This is a genomic window from Streptomyces sp. NBC_00667 (genome assembly GCF_036226825.1).
Taxonomy (GTDB): Bacteria; Actinomycetota; Actinomycetes; order Streptomycetales; family Streptomycetaceae; genus Streptomyces.
On record NZ_CP109022.1, the window covers coordinates 5,740,765 to 5,759,685 of the forward strand.

An 18,921-nucleotide genomic window follows, 5' to 3' on the forward strand; every position below is an offset into this window, starting at 1 on the left:
CTCGGTGTGAGCCGCATATTCCGGGTGCCCGACATTCCCTTCCGGACGAATACCCGATAGGCCTGCGCGGCGTTGTACAGCGTAAGCTGGACCAGTTCTCCAATCGTGCCGAGAGGGGACGATTCCCCGCAGTCGAAAAAGCCGGGGCACCCCGGGTAAAGTCCGGCGGCGTGTCCGAAATAGGATGACTTGGGTCGGCAGTGTAGAACGGGAGATGTGACGGCAATGGCTATGGGAATTCTCCGGCCCCCGGGCACGGTGGCCGTCCCCGCCCCGGGCGGCGGGCGGTGACCCCGGGGCACGGCACCCGACCCCGGCGGCACCCGGCCCCCACAGCCTCCGACGCCCACGCGCGCGCCACCCTCGGCAAGGCGCGGACGGAGAACTTCCCCGTCGCCCCCTCCTTCCTCCCGCGCGCCTGGCGGGCGGGCCTCATGGCGGTCTACGGGTACGCCCGGCTGGTCGACGACATCGGTGACGGCGACCTCGCCCCCGGCGGGCACGACGCCGTACTCCTGGGCCTCGACGCGGCCGCCGCCGACGACCGGCTCGCCATGCTGGACGCCTTCGAGGCAGACCTGCAACGCGTTTTCGGCGCCGCGGGCGGCTCCCCGCGCCATCCGCTCCTCCAGGCCCTGCAGCCCGTCGTCCGCGCCCACGGCCTCACCCCCGAACCCTTCCTCGGGCTCATCGAGGCCAACCGCCAGGACCAGCTGGTCTCGCGCTACGACACGTACGAGGACCTCGTCGCCTACTGCGAGCTGTCCGCCAACCCCGTCGGCCGGCTCGTCCTCTCCCTCACCGGGACCAGCACCCCCCAGCGGATCCGTCACTCCGACGCGATCTGCACCGCCCTGCAGATCGCCGAGCACCTCCAGGACGTCACCGAAGACCTCGGCCGCGACCGGATCTACCTCCCCGGCCAGGACATGCGCCGCTTCCACGTCACCGAGACGGACCTGCAAGCGCCCACCGCCGGAGCGTCCGTACGCTCCCTGATCGCATTCGAATCCGAACGCGCCCGAGCGCTGCTCGACGAGGGCACCCCGCTCGTGGGCAGCGTGAACGGCAGGCTCCGGCTGCTGCTCGCGGGTTTCGTGGGAGGGGGGCGCGCCGCCCTGAACGCGATCGCGGCCGCCGGCTTCGACGTAGCCCCCGGCCCGCCCAAGCCCACCAGGAGCGGCCTGCTCCGCGAGGTGGCCGCCGTCCTGCGCTCAGCGCCGAGAAAGGGGTGAGCCCGAACGTGCAGGGCCCCACACACGCGTCCACACCGTCCGAGCCGACCGCGTTGTCCGCACCGATTTCCGCGGCCTACAGCTACTGCGAGGCCGTCACCGGAACCCAGGCGCGCAACTTCGCGTACGGCATCCGCCTGCTGCCCACGGACAAGCGGCAGGCGATGTCCGCGCTGTACGCCTTCTCCCGCCGCGTCGACGACATCGGTGACGGCACGCTGCCCGCGGACGCCAAGCTCGTCCGGCTCGAAGAGACCCGTGCCCTGCTCGGCCGTATCCGCGCCGAGGAGATCGAGGAGGACGACACCGACCCGGTCGCCGTCGCCCTCGCCCACGCCGCGCGCCGCTTCCCGATCCCCCTCGGCGGACTCGACGAACTCATCGACGGAGTCCTGATGGACGTCCGCGGCGAGACCTACGAGACCTGGGACGACCTCAAGGTCTACTGCCGCTGCGTGGCCGGCGCCATCGGACGGCTCTCCCTCGGCGTCTTCGGCACCGCACCCGGCGCCGCCGACGCGGACCGCGCCCCCGAGTACGCCGACACCCTGGGCCTCGCGCTCCAACTGACCAACATCCTGCGCGACGTGCGCGAGGACGCCGGCAACGGACGCACCTACCTGCCCTCCGAGGACCTCGCCAAGTTCGGCTGCTCCGACGGCTTCCGCACCGACCGGGCCCCCGCCGGCGCCGACTTCGCCGGGCTCGTCCACCACGAAGTCCGGCGCGCCCGCGCCCTGTTCGCCGAGGGATACCGGCTGCTGCCCATGCTCGACCGGCGCAGCGGGGCCTGCGTGGCCGCCATGGCCGGCATCTACCGGCGCCTCCTGGACCGCATCGAACGCGAACCCGAGGCCGTCCTGCGCGGACGCGTCTCACTGCCGACCCGCGAGAAGGCGTACGTCGCCGTCCGGGGCCTGTCCGGCCTCGACGCGCGGACCATCTCCCGCCAGAGCACCAGGAGGCGGAGCTGATGGCCGCCGGAGCAACCCCGTCCGACACTCCGGCGTCCTCCCGGACGACGAAGGAGGACGCATGAGCGCGAACCACGCGGTGGTCGTCGGCGGCGGCCTCGCCGGTGTCACCGCCGCCCTCGAACTGGCCGGCGCCGGGCTGCGGGTGACCCTCCTGGAGAGCCGGCCCCGGCTCGGCGGCCTCGCCTTCTCCTTCAAGCGCGGCGACCTCACCGTCGACAACGGCCAGCACGTCTACCTCCGCTGCTGCACCGCCTACCGCTGGTTCCTCGACCGCATCGGCGGCGCCGCCCTCGCACCGCTGCAGGAGCGGCTCGACGTCCCCGTGCTCGACGTCGCCCGCCCCGGCGGCCCGCGCCTGGGCCGGCTGCGCCGCAGCGCCCTGCCCGTCCCCCTGCACCTGGCGTCCTCCCTGGCCCGCTATCCGCACCTGTCCCTCGCCGAGCGGGCGGGCGTCGGGCGCGCCGCCCTCGCCCTGCGCCGCCTCGACCCCACCGACCCGGCGCTCGACGGAGTCGACTTCGCGACCTGGCTCGGCCGCTACGGCCAGTCCCCGCGCGCCATCGAGGCACTGTGGGACCTCGTCGGCATCGCCACCCTCAACGCCACCGCCGACCAGTCCTCGCTGGGACTCGCGGCGATGGTCTTCAAGACCGGCCTGCTGTCCGAGAACGGCGCCGCCGACATCGGCTGGGCCACCGTCCCGCTCGGTGACCTGCACGACACGCTCGCCCGCAAGGAACTCGACGCCGCCGGCGTACGCACCGAACTGCGCGCCCGCGTCACCGGCATCTCCCGTTCGCAGGACGGGAACTGGCGCGTGGACACCGAGACCGAGGCGCTGGACGCCGCCACCGTCGTCCTCGCCGTCCCGCAGCGCGAGGCCCACGGACTGCTCCCGGCAGGGGCGCTGGCCGACCCCGACAAGCTCCTCGACATCGGCACCGCCCCCATCCTCAACGTCCACGTCGTCTACGACCGCAAGGTGCTCCGGCGCCCCTTCTTCGCCGCGCTGGGCTCCCCGGTCCAGTGGGTCTTCGACCGCACCGACGCCTCCGGACTCACCGACGGCGGCCAGTACCTGGCCCTGTCCCAGTCCGCCGCCCAGGAAGACATCGACGAACCGGTCTCCGTCCTGCGGACCAAGTACCTGCCCGAACTGGAGCGGCTGCTTCCGGCCGCACGCGGGGCGAAGGTACGGGACTTCTTCGTCACCCGCGAACGCACCGCCACCTTCGCCCCCACCCCGGGCGTCGGCCGGCTCCGCCCCGGATTCCGGACCGACACGCCGGGGCTGTATCTCGCCGGTGCGTGGACCGCCACCGGTTGGCCCGCGACCATGGAGAGCGCCGTCCGCAGCGGAGTGGGCGCGGCACACGCCGCACTCGCCGCGCTCGGCCGCCACCGCGAAAACCCCCTGCAAGAGGCGGCATGACCACCACCAGCACCAGCGGCACACCCGCAGCACGCACAGCAGTACGTACAGGAACCAGAGGAGAGCCAGTGAACCCGGGGAATCCGGCTGTCGAGAACACCGGCGGCAGCGTGGGCACGGCCGGTGGGGAGGCAGCGGACACGCTGGCGCTCCTGGAACGCGGCCGCACGCTGTCCACCCCCGTGCTCCGCGCCGCCGTCGACCGGCTCGCGGCACCCATGGACACCGTCGCCGCCTACCACTTCGGCTGGATCGACGCCCAGGGCAACCCCGCGGACGGCGACCAGGGCAAGGCCGTGCGCCCCGCCCTCGCACTGCTCTCCGCCGAAGCGGCGGGCGTCGCCGCAGAGGTCGGCATCCCCGGCGCCGTGGCCGTCGAACTCGTCCACAACTTCTCGCTGCTGCACGACGACCTGATGGACGGCGACGAACAGCGCCGCCACCGCGACACGGTGTGGAAAGTGCACGGCCCCGCTCAGGCCATCCTCGTCGGCGACGCGCTGTTCGCCCTCGCCAACGAGGTCCTGCTGGAGCTGGGCACCGTCGAGGCGGGCCGGGCGGCGCGCCGGCTGACCACCGCCACCCGCAAACTCATCGACGGCCAGGCGCAGGACATCTCCTACGAGCACCGCGAGCGGGTCAGCGTCGAGGAGTGCCTGGAGATGGAGGGCAACAAGACCGGCGCCCTGCTCGCCTGCGCGGTCTCCATCGGCGCCGTCCTCGGCGGCGCGGACGACCGTACCGCCGACAAGCTGGAGGAGTACGGGTACCACCTCGGCCTGGCCTTCCAGGCCGTCGACGACCTGCTCGGCATCTGGGGCGACCCCGAAGCCACCGGCAAGCAGACCTGGAGCGACCTGCGCCAGCGCAAGAAGTCCCTGCCGGTCGTCGCCGCGCTCGCGGCGGGCGGACCCGCCTGCGAGGAACTGGCCCGGCTGCTGGCCGCCGACGCCAAGAGCAACGACTTCGAGAACTTCTCGGAAGAGGAGTTCGCCGCCCGCGCCGCCCTCATCGAGGAGGCGGGCGGACGCCGGTGGACCGCCGACGAGGCCCGCCGGCAGCACGCCGTGGCGATCCGCGCCCTCGACGACGTCGATATGCCGCAGCGGGTGCGCGACCAGCTCGTCGCCCTCGCCGACTTCGTCGTCGTGCGCAAGAGGTGATTATCGCCCGGGCGCGGATATGAATCATGAGTCGCCGGCCGGCGCCGCCCACCTGTTCGGCACTGCCTAGGCGTGCACCGGCCGACGGCAGACCCCAGCACAGCAGAGGACACTGCACGAAGGGGAAGCCATGACTGCGACGACCGACGGCGGCGGAACCCCGGGCGCGGGGCCCGAGCCCGGCCCGGCCGCCACACCGGGCGTGCTGCCCGGGGTCCAGGACGCCACCGAGCGCGCCGTCCGCCACCTGCTCGACCGGCAGGATCCGGCGGGCTGGTGGAAGGGCGACCTGGAGACCAACGTCACCATGGACGCCGAGGACCTGCTGCTGCGGCAGTTCCTCGGCATCCGGGACGAGGCCACCACACGCGCCGCCGCCTTATTCGTACGGGGTGAGCAACGCGAGGACGGCACCTGGGCCACCTTCCACGGCGGACCTCCCGAACTCTCCGCCACCATCGAGGCGTACGTGGCGCTGCGGCTCGCCGGGGACCCGCCCGACGCCCCCCACATGGCGCGCGCCTCGGCCTGGGTCCGGGCCCACGGGGGGATCGCCGCCGCCCGGGTCTTCACCCGGATCTGGCTGGCCCTGTTCGGCTGGTGGAAGTGGGAGCACCTGCCCGAACTCCCGCCGGAACTGGTCTTCCTGCCGCCCTGGGTGCCCCTCAACATCTACGACTTCGGCTGCTGGGCCCGCCAGACCATCGTCCCGCTCACCGTGGTCTCCGCCCTGCGCCCGGTCCGCCCCGCACCGTTCGCACTGGACGAGCTGCACACCGACGCGCGCAACCCCAACCCCGCCGGACCGGTCGCCCCGCTCACCAGTTGGGAGGGCGCCTTCCAGCGCATGGACAAGGCCCTGCAGGTCTACCGGCGCTTCGCCCCGCGCCGGCTGCGCAAGGCCGCCATGGACACCGCCGCCCGCTGGATCATCGAGCGCCAGGAGAACGACGGTTGCTGGGGCGGGATCCAGCCGCCCGCCGTCTACTCCGTCATCGCCCTGCACCTGCTGGGCTACGACCTCGGACACCCCGTGATGCGGGCCGGCCTGGAGTCCCTGGACCGGTTCGCCGTCTGGCGCGAGGACGGCAGTCCCGGGCCCGACGGCGAGGGAGGTCCCACCCGGATGATCGAGGCCTGTCAGTCACCGGTCTGGGACACCTGCCTGGCCGCCATCGCCCTGGCCGACGCGGGCCTGCCTCCCGATCACCCCGCCCTGCTCAAGGCGGCCGACTGGATGCTCGGCGAGGAGATCACGCGCAGCGGCGACTGGGCCGTCCGAAGGCCCGGACTCGCCCCCGGCGGCTGGGCGTTCGAGTTCCACAACGACAACTACCCCGACATCGACGACACCGCCGAGGTGGTCCTCGCCCTGCGCCGGATCGCGCACCCCGATTCGGCGAAGGTCGAGGCCGCCATCGCCCGCGGGGTGTCCTGGAACCTCGGCATGCAGTCGAAGAACGGTGCCTGGGGTGCCTTCGACGCCGACAACACCAGTCCCTTCCCCAACCGGCTGCCCTTCTGCGACTTCGGCGAGGTCATCGACCCTCCCTCGGCCGACGTCACGGCCCACGTCGTCGAGATGCTGGCAGTCGAAGGCATGACGGGTGACGCCCGGACCCGGCGGGGCATCGCCTGGCTGCTGGCCGAACAGGAGCCCAGCGGAGCCTGGTTCGGCCGCTGGGGCACCAACTACGTGTACGGCACCGGCTCGGTGGTCCCGGCCCTCACCGCCGCGGGGTTCCCCACCGGGCACCCCGCGATCCGGCGGGCGGTGGCTTGGCTGGAGTCCGTACAGAACGAGGACGGGGGGTGGGGGGAGGACCAGCGGTCGTACAAGGACCCCGCCTGGGCCGGGAAGGGCGCCTCCACCCCCTCCCAGACCGCGTGGGCGCTCATGGCCCTGCTCTCGGCCGGGGAACGCGGGGGCAAGGCCGTGGAGCGCGGCATCGCGCACCTCGTACACACCCAACGCGAGGACGGCTCCTGGGACGAGCCGTACTTCACCGGCACCGGCTTCCCCTGGGACTTCTCCATCAACTACCACCTGTACCGGCAGGTGTTCCCGCTCACCGCGCTCGGCCGCTACCTGTACGGGGAACCGTTCGGCCCCGAGGGCCGGTTCACGGCGGGTCCCGCCCACGTGACCACGGCCGGTCCCGTCCGCGAGGCCACGGCGGCCCTGGCCGAGGAGGCCTGATGGGCGACCGGGCCGACCCCTCCTGCGTACCGCTGCTCGTCGCCTGCGCCCTGCGCATCGAACGGCTGGCCCTGCGCAGCGGCGGCGACCGCGGCTCCCCGCAGGAGTACACCGTCCTGCGCACCGGCATGGGACCGCGCGCCGCCGAGCGGGCCGTCACCCGGGCCCTCGCCCCGCCCGGCATGGGCGGGGCCGCCGTACTCGCCACCGGCTTCTGCGCCGGCCTCGCCCCCGGCATGAACCCCGGCGACCTCGTCGTCGCCGAGGAGGCCCGGGACCCCCGGGGCACCGTCGTCTGCGACGGCGTCCCCCTGCTCGCCGGGGCACTGGCCCGGGCCGTTCCCGGCCGGACCGTGCACACCGGCGTACTGACCGGATCGGACCACGTCGTACGGGGCCAGGAGCGCGCCCAGCTGCGCGCCACCGGCGCCATCGCCGTCGACATGGAATCCGCCGCCACCTTGTGGACCGCCACCAGGGGCGCGAGCCGTCCGGTTGCGGCCGTCCGGGTGATCGTGGACGCTCCGGAGCATGAGCTCGTCCGAATCGGCACGGTTCGCGGAGGAATATCGGCCTTCCGTGTATTGCGTGCCGTACTGCCCGCGTTTTATGACTGGCACCGTTCTTTGCTGCTCCCCAGGAGGTGAGCCAGATGGCCATGCCGTTGCGACAGTCCATCAGGGTCGGGACCTATCTTCTCGAACAGAAGTTGCGCAAGCGTGAGAAGTTCCCGCTGATCGTCGAGCTGGAGCCGCTCTACGCCTGCAACCTGGCCTGCGAGGGGTGCGGGAAGATCCAGCACCCGGCGGGGGTGCTCAAGCAGCGCATGCCCGTCGCCCAGGCCGTCGGCGCCGTGCTGGAATCCGGGGCGCCCATGGTGTCCATCGCCGGCGGCGAACCCCTGATGCACCCCCAGATCGACGAGATCGTCCGGCAGTTGGTGGCGCGCAGGAAGTACGTCTTCCTCTGCACCAACGCGATGCTGCTGCGCAAGAAGATCGAGAAGTTCACGCCCTCCCCGTACTTCGCCTTCGCGGTGCACATCGACGGGCTGCGCGAGCGGCACGACGAGTCCGTGGCCAAGGAAGGCGTCTTCGACGAGGCCGTGGCGGCCATCAAGGAAGCCAAGAGGCTCGGTTTCCGCGTCACCACGAACTCCACCTTCTTCAACACCGACACACCGCAGACGGTCATCGAGGTGCTGAACTACCTCAACGACGACCTCAAGGTCGACGAAATGATGATCTCGCCCGCCTACGCCTACGAAAAGGCCCCCGACCAGGAACATTTCCTCGGCGTCGATCAGACCAGGGAACTGTTCAAGAAGGCGTTCGCCGGCGGCAACCGGCGGCGCTGGCGGCTCAACCACTCCCCGCTCTTCCTCGACTTCCTGGAGGGCAAGGCCGATTTTCCCTGCACCGCCTGGGCCATTCCGAATTACTCCCTCTTCGGCTGGCAGCGGCCCTGCTACCTGATGAGCGACGGGTACGTCCCCACGTACCGGGAACTGGTCGACGACACCGACTGGAGCAAGTACGGCCGCGGGAAGGACCCCCGCTGCGCGAACTGCATGGCGCACTGCGGCTACGAGCCGACCGCCGTCCTCGCCACGATGGGCTCCCTCAAGGAGTCCCTGCGCGCGGCCAGGGAGACGCTCGGCGGCAACCGGGACACCTCGGCATGACGCCCGCCACGGGAGGGGGCAAGGGCTTCGACCTCGGCGCCCTGCTGGCCGAACGCGGCGCCGAGCGGTACGAACTGCACGCCCGGCACCTCAACCACCAGCTGCCCCGGATGCTGCACACCATCGGCTTCGACAAGGTCTACGTGCGGGCCGAAGGCGCCCACTTCTGGGACGCCGAGGGCAACGACTACCTCGACATGCTCGCCGGGTTCGGCGTGATGGGCCTCGGCCGCCACCACCCGGTCGTCCGCCGGGCGCTGCACGACGTCCTGGACGCCCAGCTCGCCGACCTCACCCGCTTCGACTGCCAGCCCCTGCCCGGGCTGCTGGCCGAAAAGCTCCTTTCCTACAGCCCCCACCTGGACCGGGTCTTCTTCGGCAACAGCGGCACCGAAGCGGTGGAGACCGCCCTCAAGTTCGCCCGGTACGCCACCGGACGCCCCAGGGTCCTCTACTGCGACCACGCTTTCCACGGCCTGACCGCCGGCTCCCTCTCGATCAACGGCGAGGGTGGCTTCCGCGACGGCTTCGCCCCGCTGCTGCCCGACACCCGGATCCCGCTCGGCGACCTGGCCGCGCTGGAGCGGGAGCTGAAAGCGGGCGACGTGGCCGCCTTCGTCGTGGAGCCCATCCAGGGCAAGGGGGTCCTCGCGCCCCCGCCCGGGTTCCTGCTCGCCGCACAGGACCTGCTGCGCCGCCACAAGGCGCTGCTGATCGCCGACGAGGTGCAGACCGGCCTCGGGCGAACCGGGGAGTTCTACGCGTACCAGCACGAGCCGGGCCTGGAACCGGACCTGGTGTGCGTGGCCAAGGCCCTTTCCGGGGGCTACGTCCCGGTCGGGGCGACCCTCGGCAGGGACTGGATCTTCAAGAAGGTCTACTCCTCCATGGACCGGGTGCTGGTGCACTCCGCCAGCTTCGGCTCCAACGCGCAGGCGATGGCGGCCGGGCTGGCGGTGCTCACCGTCATGGAGGACGAGGGGATCGTGGCCAACGCCCGCGCGACGGGCGACCTGCTGCGCGGACGGCTCGCGGCGCTGGTGGACGAGTACGAGCTGCTCCACGAGGTGCGCGGGCGCGGACTGATGATCGGCATCGAGTTCGGCCGGCCGTCCTCCCTGGGTCTGCGCAGCCGTTGGACGATGCTCCAGGCGGCCCGCAAGGGGCTCTTCGCGCAGATGGTCGTGGTCCCGCTGCTCCAGAAGCACCGGATCCTCACGCAGGTCTCCGGAGACCACCTGGAGGTCATCAAGCTGATCCCGCCGCTGATCGTGGACGAGGCGGATGTGGACCGGTTCGTCACCGCCTTCCGCGAGGTCATGGACGAGGCGCACGGCGGGGGCGCCCTGATGTGGGACTTCGGCAGGACGCTGGTGAAGCAGGCCGTCGGCAACCGCTGACGGCCTGCCCCGGTCGTCTTGGCCGGTCCAGGCCAGGGGAGCGGCCGGCCGCCCGAGCAGCCGGTGGGTCGAGCCGCCGGTCAGTCGAGGAGCCGGTCCCTCAGCCGGCCGAGGGTCGCGGGCGTGAGCCCGAGCCCCTCGGCCAGGTAGGGCCCCACCCCGCCCCACGTCGCGTCGATCGTCTCGAACGCCGTGGTCAGGAACTCGGCGCGGGCGTCGAAGAGCGGGGCCAGCAGCTCCATCACCTCGGGGGAGCGGGCGTCGGGGGAGTCGTCGGTGCGGCGCACCCGATAGCGGTTGTGCGGGGCGTTCGACTCCAGGTAGTCCGCCACGATCGCCTCGCGCTCGACCCCGAGGGCGAGCAGGGTGACGGCTATCGACAGACCGGCCCGGTCCTTGCCGGCCGCGCAGTGCATCAGGGCCGGGACGCTGTCCTCGGCGAGCGCGTGGACGACCCGGCTGTGCTCGGCCGTCCGGTCCCTGATGATCGTCCGGTACGAGTTCTGCATCCGGGCGGCGGCCCTTCCCTCGCCCAGGAGACCCCGGAGCTGCCCCAGATCGCCGTCGCGGACCATTTTCCAGAACTCCCGGCCGTCCGCCGGGTCCGTCAGGGGAATGTTCACGTTCCGCACGCCGGGCAGATCGACGTCCGGCCCTTCCAGCGCGTGATCGGCACCGTTGCGGAAGTCGAAAACGGTGTGCAGACCGAGTGAGGTCAGGAATTCCACATCGTTTTCGGTGGCATGTGCCAGATGTCCGCTTCGGAAGAGAAGTCCCGACCTGACCCTCCGTCCGTCGGTGGTCGGCAGGCCACCCACATCGCGGAAATTGCGCACTCCGGACAGTTCGGGCCCCGTGGGCGGGTTGGCGGCTATCTGCTGGGTCACGGAACGGATCCTCCGCATCGTCGTGGGCCGTCGCGGCCGGGGTGGTGGCCGTGGGCTGCCGGGTCGTGTCGCGCTGTCCGAATTGGGCGGGTTGGGGCCAACTTGCCATATCCGGGGGCGAGATCGCGCCGGACGCCGTGAGCCAGATCATACGGTGACCGAGCGTGCCTGATCGCGGAACGCGAATTCCCTTGTCGCCGCGGCCGTTGGGGGAGCGGAATGGACGCAGGGTGACGGGAATTCAGCCGGCTCCTCATATCTGCTATTCCGTCAGGGAATTCATGGCTTGTTGTGCACTGCCCCGCTGGATTACCTTCGCGATCGATCCGGGTGGACCGCCGAATCCTGCCGCCGCCCGGGAACCGCACCCGACTATTCACGCGCGCGGCAGGAGCGGGGGAACCAGGTAAGCCGCTGTTCCGGATCTTCCCGCCGGAACGGCTCGGGGTGAAGTCGTACGTCGCCGCTGTGCGTACGACCGGACATCTCCAGTCCGAACCCGACAGCTCACCTCGCAGGCGACGGAGAGGAATTCGTCATGCCCGCAAAAGGCAAGCACCGCCGACCGAAGTCCCGTGCCATCCCCCGCGGACTGGCCGCAGCCGGTACCGGCGGCGCAGCGCTCGCGCTGCCGCTGATGGGTGCCGCCGGCGCCCACGCCGTCCCCGCAGCCGCCCACACCGCGCTGCCCGTCCAGGCCCCGCAGCTCCCGGTGTCCGTGCAGGCCGCGCCCGCCGCCGCTCCGGCCGCCGCCCCCGGCGTCTACACCGTCGTCCCCGGCGACTACCTGTCGAAGATCGCCGCCGAGCGCCACGTGTCCGGCGGCTGGCAGCGGCTGTACGCCGACAACCGCGAGGCCGTCGGCGCGGATCCCTCCCTCATCCACCCGGGGCTGCGGCTGACGCTCGGCGGGCACGGTGACCGCACCCCCGCCAAGCCGGCTTCCCGTGTCGCGGGCACTGCCCCGGCTCCGGACACCTCCGAGCGGTCCTCCGCCGGGGCCCATGCGTCCTCCGAGGCCGGCTCCGGCAGCGGTTCCGCGGCCGAGCAGCCCGACGCCCCGTCCACGCAGGACTCCGGCTCCTCCACCGGCGCCGTGACGGCGTCCGGATTCGTCGCCCCGGTCAGCGGCGGGACCTCCACCCCGTACAAGCAGGCGGGCAGCATGTGGTCCTCCGGTTACCACACCGGTGTCGACTTCATCGCGAGCACCGGCACCAGCGTCAAGGCGGTCGGCGCCGGCACCGTGGTCACGGCGGGCTGGGGCGGTGCGTACGGGAACGAGGTCGTGATCCGGCACGCCGACGGCAAGTACTCCCAGTACGGCCACCTCTCCCAGCTGTCCGTCTCGGTCGGCCAGAGCGTCACCGCCGGACAGCAGATCGGGCTCTCCGGCGCCACCGGCAACGTGACCGGCCCGCACCTCCACTTCGAGATCCGCACCGGTCCGTCCTACGGCTCGGACATCGACCCGCTCGCCTACCTGCGCTCGAAGGGCGTCAGCATCTGACGCACCGCGGGACGGGGACGCCCGGACGCGTGAGGCCGGAACCCCGAAAGAGGTCCCGGCCTCACGCGTTTCTTATTCCTCATGTGCATCGTGGCGTAGATCACGGTCCGTCAAACCCTCATTACGTTGGCGTAGGTCGCCCGCGGGGGTGAAGGATGTGGTGCTGTGGCAGCGACGAAGACGACACTCAAGACCATCGGTTCGTACGCGGCGATCGGGGACAGCTTCACCGAGGGAGTAGGGGACCCGGGACCCGGGGATTCGTATCTCGGCTGGGCGGACCGGCTCGCCGTGCTCCTGGCCGATCAGCGGGAAGAACACGATTTCCGGTACGCGAACCTGGCCGTCCGGGGGAAGGTGCTCGACCAGATCGTGGCCGACCAGGTGCCGAGGGCCAAGGCCCTCGCGCCCGACCTGGTCACCTTCTGCGCGGGGGGCAACGACATCATCCGTCCGGGGACCGACCCGGACGACGTGGCCGAGCGCTTCGAGGCGGCCGTGGCCGACCTCACCGGCTCCGTCGGCCAGGTCATGATCACGACCGGGTTCGACACCCGGGGGGTGCCGGTCCTCAAGCACCTGCGCGGCAAGGTGGCGACGTACAGCGCACATGTGCGCGCCATCGCCGACCGGTACGACTGCCCGGTACTCGACCTCTGGTCGCTCAAGTCCGTACAGGACCGGCGGGCCTGGGACACCGACCGGCTGCACCTGTCACCCGAAGGACACACCCGGGTCGCGCTGCGCGCCGCCCAGGTGCTCGGCCTCGACGTACCCGCCGACCCCGACCAGCCGTGGCCGCCGGAGCGGCCGCGCGGTTCGGTGGACGTGACGCGGGACAACATCCAGTGGGCGCGCGAGCACCTGGTTCCCTGGATCGGGCGGCGGCTGCGCGGCGAGTCCTCCGGGGACCACGTCGCGGCGAAGCGGCCGGACCTGCTGCCGTTGTAGGGGGCGGGGCGGGGCGGACCTGCCGCGTCGCAGGGCGTGGTCGGCGGGGTCGGCGGGGGTCGGGCGCGACACGCCGGGGGACGCAAGCGGAATCCCCGGGGGCCGGTGTGCGTTGGGATGGTCGTAGACATCTACGACCGTCCAGCCCCCATCCTCCCAGGAGGCGCCTTGTCCGACTCCCGTCCCCTGCGTCCCCGGCTGCGCGCCCTGCGGCCCGAAGCCTTCGGCGCGGACCCGTCCGGTGCCCGGCTGGAGCGGATCCTGCGCTCGCCGAACTTCGCCGATGGAGTCTTCCAGAACCCGGTGGGGGCCCGGACCAGGCCTTCCGGTTCCATGGCGGAGTTCGCCAAGATCTACTTCCACAAGGAGCAGCGCCTGCGGCGCAGCCCGGGTGCACCCGTCCCGGTGTACCCGACGACCCTGGCCGAGCTCGCCAAGCCGCCGGCGAGCAGACTGCGGCTGACCTGGATGGGGCACTCCAGCGTCCTCGCCGAGATCGACGGCCGCCGCGTGCTGTTCGACCCGGTCTGGGGCGAGCGGTGTTCCCCCTTCCCCTTCGCCGGGCCCAAGCGGCTGCACCCGGTGCCGGTACCGCTGGCCTCGCTCGGGGAGGTCGACGTCGTGGTGATCTCGCACGACCACTACGACCACCTCGACCTCCCGACGATCAAGGCGCTCGCCGGTACGGACACGGTCTTCGCCGTCCCGCTCGGCGTCGGCGCCCACTTGGAGCGCTGGGGCGTCCCCGCGGAACGGCTGCGCGAGCTGGACTGGAACGAGAGCACCAAGGTCGCCGGGCTCTCCCTCACCGCCACCCCCGCCCGGCACTTCTGCGGACGCGGCCTGCGCAACCAGCAGTTCACCCTGTGGGCGTCCTGGGTCGTCCAGGGCGACGCGCACCGGATCTACCACAGCGGTGACACGGGCTACTTCCCCGGCTTCCAGGAGATCGGCGCCGCGCACGGGCCGTTCGACGCCACCATGATCCAGATCGGGGCGTACTCCGAGTACTGGCCCGACATCCACATGACCCCCGAGGAGGGCATGCGCGCCCACCTCGACCTCCAGGGCGGCACCCCGCACGGCACGATGCTGCCGATCCACTGGGGCACCTTCAACCTGGCCCCGCACCCGTGGGACGAGCCCGGCGAGGGCACCTTCGCCGCGGCGGAGGCGGCCGGTGCGGCGATCGCCCTGCCGGTACCCGGCCAGCCCTTCGAGCCGGGAGCCGCCGACGCGCCTGCCGAGCCGTGGTGGCGCCCCTTCGTCGCGAACGCCGCCCCGGTGACGGCACCCGCCGCCCGTCCGGCCGCCGCCAGGTCGAAGCCCGCGCTGCCGCACGAGGAGCCGGAGTCGGTGGGCTCGTAACGGCCACGCGCCGCCGCCGGTGACCGCACGGCGCCGACGGCGGATTCGGGCGGCCGTACGAGCGCTCCTTCCCAGGCGGTAAGACCCCGGTGAAGTTGCCCAACTGGCGGCCCGGGGTGGGACCGTGCGGTCTAGCGTGGGTATCCGGTGATCAACACCGGGCCTTGGCAGTGCCGGGGGCCCGGAAGCCCCACGTACCGAGGACCCCGATGTCCGGATACCGCGCCGCCCGCCACGCTCCGTCGAGACTCGCCGCCACCGGCCCCGGCCGGCAGTTACGCCCCCAGTTGGTCCGGGCCGCCGTCCTGCCCACGCTCGCCGCCGGGCTCAGCGGCGCCGCCGCCGTGATCTTCACCCTGCAGCTCGGTGGCGGTGCGGGCACCCGCGACCCCCGGCTGTGGCCGGCACTCACCGGCTGCGGGCTGCTCGTCGTCGGTGCGCTCGCCGCAGCCCTGCTCGGGGGCCGGCGCGCGGCGAAGGCCGTACGCGAACGGTGCGAGGCGCTGCGCCGCTCCAGCCTCCGCGGCCGCCAGGAACTGCGGGCGGCCGCAGACCGGCTGGAGCGGGGCGAGGCCCCGCCCCGTCCGGTGCCCGGCGGTCCGGGCGGGATCCCGCCGGGCACCGACCCCGCGGGCGTGGACGAGTTCTGGCTGCTCGCGCAGGAGCTGCGCGGCGCCCGTGAGCAGGCGCACCAAGTCCTCGTACGGCTGGCCGGACAGGCCGCCGCCCCGTCCGACAGCGACCGCAAGGTCGAGGTCTTCGTCAACCTGGCGCGCCGGCTCCAGTCCCTCGTGCACCGCGAGATCTCCCTGCTGGACGACCTCGAAGACACGGTCGAGGACCCGGACCTGCTCAAAGAGCTCTTCCACGTCGACCACTTGGCCACCCGGATCCGGCGCCACGCCGAGAACCTCGCCGTGCTCGGCGGCGCCGCCTCCCGGCGGCAGTGGACCCGGCCCATCGACCTGAGCGAGGTGCTGCGGTCCTCCGTAGCGGAGGTCGAGCAGTACACCCGGGTCAAGGTGGTGCCCCCGGCGGGCGGCACCGTGCGCGGACACGCCGTCGCCGACGTCGTCCACCTGCTGGCCGAGCTCATCGAGAACGCCACCGTCTTCTCCGCCCCCGACACCGACGTGGTGGTGCGCGCCGAACGCGTCACCGCAGGGATCGCGGTCGAGGTGGAGGACCGGGGGCTGGGCATGCCGGCCGAGGAGCAGCACCGGATGAACGCCCTGCTGGGCGACCCCGATCAGGTCAACGTGCGGCACCTGCTGGCGGACGGCCGGATCGGCCTGTTCGTGGTGTCGGCGCTCGCGCGCAGGCACGGGGTCGCCGTCGAGCTCAAGTCCAACATCTACGGCGGGGTGCGTGCCGTGCTCGTACTGCCGCACGAGCTGCTGGGCGCGCAGGCGCCGGGCGCCGCCGACGCGCAGGGCGGTTCGACGGCCACGTCGTGGGGGACCGGGGTGGGGGCGGCGGTGCCTGTGCTGGAGCCGGTACGCGTGCCGCCCGCGCCGCACCGGGCCGAACCGGCGGCCGCGGCCCCGTCGGTGCCGACGTGGGCGGAGCCGGAGCCGGTGCCGGTGCGGGTGGAGCCGGTGCCGTGGCCGCGTACGGAGCCGCTCGCGGAGCCGGTGGCCGGGCCGGCCCCGTACGCCGTGTCCGACGGGGGGCGCGGGCCAGGTTTCGAAGCCGGCCCGGGCTTCGAAGCGGGCCCCGCCTTGGATGCGGGCCCCGCCTTGGATGCCGGCCCCGCCTTGGACGCGGGCCCCGGCGCCGGAGCGGGGGCCGCATGCCACGCGGGCCCCGGCGCCGCCGCCGGAGGCCTGGTGCCCGCGGCAGTCACCGTGCCCGCCGCGCGGAGGGATCCCGACCGGCCGACGCTGCCCCGGCGCCGCGCCCAGGAGCACCTCGTGCCCGAGTTGCGCGAGGCCCCCGCCCCGCGCCGGGCCCCGGAAGCCGAGCCGCCCGTACACGATCCCGGCCTGATGGCGGCCTTCCGGCGCGGCTTCGACAGGGCCGGGTCGGAGCCCCCGGCATGACGCCGTCCGGCGACCGGCCCCCGGCCGCCTCCCTTCCCCACCCCCACCCCCACCCCAGCAAGGAGCGCACCCTCATGAGCGGCGAAGTGGCGACCGGGACAAGCCGGCTCTCGGATCTCGACTGGCTGCTCGGCGGCCTGGTGCAACGCGTGCCGTACACGCGCAGCGCGGTGCTGCTCACGGCGGACGGCCTGGTCAGCTGCGTGCACGGCCTGGACGCCGACAGCGCCGACCACTTGGCGGCGCTGGCCTCGGGCCTGTACTCGCTGGGCCGCAGCGCCGGATCCCGGTTCGCGGACGGCGCGGAGGTCCGGCAGGTGGTGGTGGAACTCGACTCGGCGCTGGTCTTCGTATCGGCGGCCGGGTCCGGCACCTGCCTCGCGGTGCTGGCGGACCGGGAGGCCGACGCGGGTGTGCTGGGCTACGAGATGGCGATGCTGGTGAAGAGCGTACGTCCCTACCTGGCGGCCCCGCCGCGTCGGCCCGTCGCCGACGGCGAACGATGAGGGCCGCGGCGCGGGGGGCCTACGGGTCCGGCACCCGGCGGGAGACCGCCCCCTGGCTGGACGACACGGCGGGCCGGGTCATGCGGCCGTACACGGCGAGCGGCGGCCGGACCCGGCCCGCCGCCGCGCTCGACCTGCTCTCGGTGGTGACGGCGACGGGCGTACGCCCGCGTGCGCCCCTCGGCGCGGAACACACCCTCGCGCTGCGCTTGTGCGCCGGCGCGGCGGCGGTGACGGTCGCCGAGGTGGCCGGTCAGCTACGGCTCCCGACGGGGGTGGTGAAGGTGCTGCTGTCCGACCTGATGGAACACGGGGCGGTGGAGGCGCGGACGCCGAGGTTCCCGGGCGGTGACTCGCTCCCCGCCGACGACCTGGACCTGCTGCGGGCGGTGCTCGATGGCCTACGCCGAAGGCTGTGACGGCCGGGGCCTGCCCGCGACCTTGAAGATCCTGGTCGCGGGCGGGTTCGGAGCGGGGAAGACCACCTTCGTGGGCGCGGTGAGCGAGATCGAGCCGCTGTGCACGGAGGAGCGGCTGAGCGACCTGGGCGAGGGCGCCGACCCGCTGGAGGGGGTGGAGACGAAGACGACGACCACCGTCGCGCTGGACTTCGGAAGGATCACCCTCGACGGGGGGCACGTCCTGTACCTCTTCGGCACGCCCGGGCAGCAGCGCTTCTGGTTCCTCTGGGAGGAGCTGTGCGCCGGCGCGCTGGGGGCGGTGGTCCTCGCGGACACGCGCCGTCTCGCGGACTGCTTCCCGGCCGTGGACTTCTTCGAGCGGCGCGGGATCGCATTCGTCGTCGCCGTCAACGAGTTCGACGGCTGCCACCGCTACACGCCCGCCGAGGTCCGGGAGGCGGTGGGGCTCGGACCGGAGGTGCCCGTCGTGCGGTGTGACGCCCGGCTGACCAGTTCCGGCACGGGGGCGCTGGCCGCCCTCGTCCACCACCTGCTGTTCAACGCCAGGTCCGCGAGCGCGGCGGACCTGGCCACCTAGGAGGATCGGGAGAACCGTCATGACGTACTACGAATCGACCGGCCATCTGCTGCTCACCCCGGTGGACCGGGAGGCACCCGCCCGCGCGGTCCGGCTGCGCGAACTGGGGCTCGGCGAGCGGCCCGACGCGGAACTCGACGCCTTCGCGCGGCGGATCGCGCAGACCCTGGACGTACCGTACGCGGGGGTCAACTTCATCGGTGAGGAACGGCAGTTCTTCGCGGGCCTCCACCACCGGCCCGACGCCCCGCCGAGCGGTTACCCGGCCCGCGTGCTGACCCGCGACCGCGGGTACTGCCCCCATGTGGTGGTCCGGAGGCGGGCGCTGGTCCTGGAGGACGTACGGGACTTCGCGCGCTTCGCGGGCAACGCCGTCGTGGACGAGAGCGGGGTGCGCTCCTACGCGGGAGCCCCGCTGACGGACCGGCGGGGCTCCGTCCTCGGGACGGTGTGCGCGGTGGACGTGGCGCCGAGGCGGTGGGGGACCGAGGGGCTGGGGACGGTGAAGGCGCTCGCGGCGGAGCTCGCGGGGCTGCTGCGGGAGCGGGAGGACAGCCCTTAGGGCCT

17 protein-coding genes and 1 riboswitch are annotated in these 18,921 nt (G+C 72.8%); of the genes, 16 read left to right on the forward strand and 1 reads right to left on the reverse strand.

The window, feature by feature from the left end:
• The first annotated feature begins 287 nt into the window (after nt 1-287).
• The 8 genes from hpnC (at nt 288) to OHA81_RS26295 (ending at nt 10,091) form a co-directional block, all read left to right on the forward strand.
• Complete coding sequence (hpnC, locus tag OHA81_RS26260) at nt 288-1,235, forward strand: squalene synthase HpnC (protein ID WP_329199820.1); 948 nt, start codon at nt 288-290, stop codon at nt 1,233-1,235.
• A gap of 53 nt (nt 1,236-1,288) precedes the next feature.
• Nucleotides 1,289-2,209 carry a presqualene diphosphate synthase HpnD gene (hpnD, locus tag OHA81_RS26265; protein ID WP_329199822.1) on the forward strand — a complete coding sequence of 307 codons (921 nt, stop codon included), beginning with the start codon at nt 1,289-1,291 and terminating at the stop codon, nt 2,207-2,209.
• A 61-nt stretch (nt 2,210-2,270) separates the two neighbouring features.
• Complete coding sequence (gene hpnE / locus OHA81_RS26270; RefSeq protein WP_329199824.1) at nt 2,271-3,644, forward strand: hydroxysqualene dehydroxylase HpnE; 1,374 nt, start codon at nt 2,271-2,273, stop codon at nt 3,642-3,644.
• A gap of 68 nt (nt 3,645-3,712) precedes the next feature.
• Complete coding sequence (locus OHA81_RS26275) at nt 3,713-4,807, forward strand: polyprenyl synthetase family protein (RefSeq protein WP_443056684.1); 1,095 nt, start codon at nt 3,713-3,715, stop codon at nt 4,805-4,807.
• A 130-nt stretch (nt 4,808-4,937) separates the two neighbouring features.
• A complete protein-coding gene (gene shc, locus OHA81_RS26280) occupies nt 4,938-7,007 on the forward strand; it encodes a squalene--hopene cyclase (protein WP_329199828.1) in 2,070 nt (689 codons plus the stop codon).
• Nucleotides 7,007-7,654 carry a phosphorylase family protein gene (locus OHA81_RS26285; RefSeq protein WP_329199829.1) on the forward strand — a complete coding sequence of 216 codons (648 nt, stop codon included), beginning with the start codon at nt 7,007-7,009 and terminating at the stop codon, nt 7,652-7,654. The genes shc and OHA81_RS26285 overlap by 1 nt, the downstream gene beginning before the upstream one ends.
• Nucleotides 7,655-7,659: 5 nt before the next feature.
• Complete coding sequence (gene hpnH / locus OHA81_RS26290; protein WP_329199832.1) at nt 7,660-8,691, forward strand: adenosyl-hopene transferase HpnH; 1,032 nt, start codon at nt 7,660-7,662, stop codon at nt 8,689-8,691.
• Nucleotides 8,688-10,091 (forward strand): aspartate aminotransferase family protein, encoded by a 1,404-nt coding sequence (locus OHA81_RS26295; protein ID WP_329199834.1) that lies wholly within the window; start codon nt 8,688-8,690, stop codon nt 10,089-10,091. Before hpnH ends, OHA81_RS26295 begins: the two co-directional genes overlap by 4 nt.
• Before the next feature lie 80 nt (nt 10,092-10,171).
• On the opposite strand, the gene OHA81_RS26300 is transcribed toward OHA81_RS26295, so the two are convergent.
• Entirely contained in the window at nt 10,172-10,978 is an 807-nt protein-coding gene (locus tag OHA81_RS26300) for a tyrosine-protein phosphatase (protein ID WP_329199836.1), read from the reverse strand.
• Between the two features lie 359 nt (nt 10,979-11,337).
• Nucleotides 11,338-11,514, forward strand: a riboswitch (cyclic di-AMP (ydaO/yuaA leader).
• Between the two features lie 2 nt (nt 11,515-11,516).
• Between OHA81_RS26300 and OHA81_RS26305 the strand changes: the two genes are divergently transcribed.
• The 8 genes from OHA81_RS26305 (at nt 11,517) to OHA81_RS26340 (ending at nt 18,916) form a co-directional block, all read left to right on the forward strand.
• Entirely contained in the window at nt 11,517-12,488 is a 972-nt protein-coding gene (locus OHA81_RS26305; RefSeq protein WP_329199838.1) for a LysM peptidoglycan-binding domain-containing M23 family metallopeptidase, read from the forward strand.
• Between the two features lie 165 nt (nt 12,489-12,653).
• Nucleotides 12,654-13,439, forward strand: coding sequence for an SGNH/GDSL hydrolase family protein (locus OHA81_RS26310; RefSeq protein WP_329199840.1), 786 nt, complete (start codon nt 12,654-12,656; stop codon nt 13,437-13,439).
• Nucleotides 13,440-13,607: 168 nt separating this feature from the next.
• A complete protein-coding gene (locus OHA81_RS26315; RefSeq protein ID WP_329199842.1) occupies nt 13,608-14,807 on the forward strand; it encodes an MBL fold metallo-hydrolase in 1,200 nt (399 codons plus the stop codon).
• Between the two features lie 209 nt (nt 14,808-15,016).
• A complete protein-coding gene (locus tag OHA81_RS26320; protein ID WP_329199844.1) occupies nt 15,017-16,849 on the forward strand; it encodes an ATP-binding protein in 1,833 nt (610 codons plus the stop codon).
• A 74-nt stretch (nt 16,850-16,923) separates the two neighbouring features.
• The gene (locus OHA81_RS26325) at nt 16,924-17,355 is read left to right on the forward strand and encodes a roadblock/LC7 domain-containing protein (RefSeq protein WP_329199846.1); all 432 of its coding nucleotides are present in this window, start codon (nt 16,924-16,926) and stop codon (nt 17,353-17,355) included.
• On the forward strand, nt 17,352-17,774 hold the full coding sequence (locus OHA81_RS26330) for a DUF742 domain-containing protein (protein WP_329199848.1): 423 nt from the start codon (nt 17,352-17,354) through the stop codon (nt 17,772-17,774). The genes OHA81_RS26325 and OHA81_RS26330 overlap by 4 nt, the downstream gene beginning before the upstream one ends.
• A complete protein-coding gene (locus tag OHA81_RS26335; RefSeq protein WP_329199850.1) occupies nt 17,752-18,354 on the forward strand; it encodes a GTP-binding protein in 603 nt (200 codons plus the stop codon). The genes OHA81_RS26330 and OHA81_RS26335 overlap by 23 nt, the downstream gene beginning before the upstream one ends.
• Before the next feature lie 19 nt (nt 18,355-18,373).
• Nucleotides 18,374-18,916, forward strand: coding sequence for a GAF domain-containing protein (locus OHA81_RS26340; protein ID WP_329199851.1), 543 nt, complete (start codon nt 18,374-18,376; stop codon nt 18,914-18,916).
• Nucleotides 18,917-18,921: the final 5 nt, after the last annotated feature.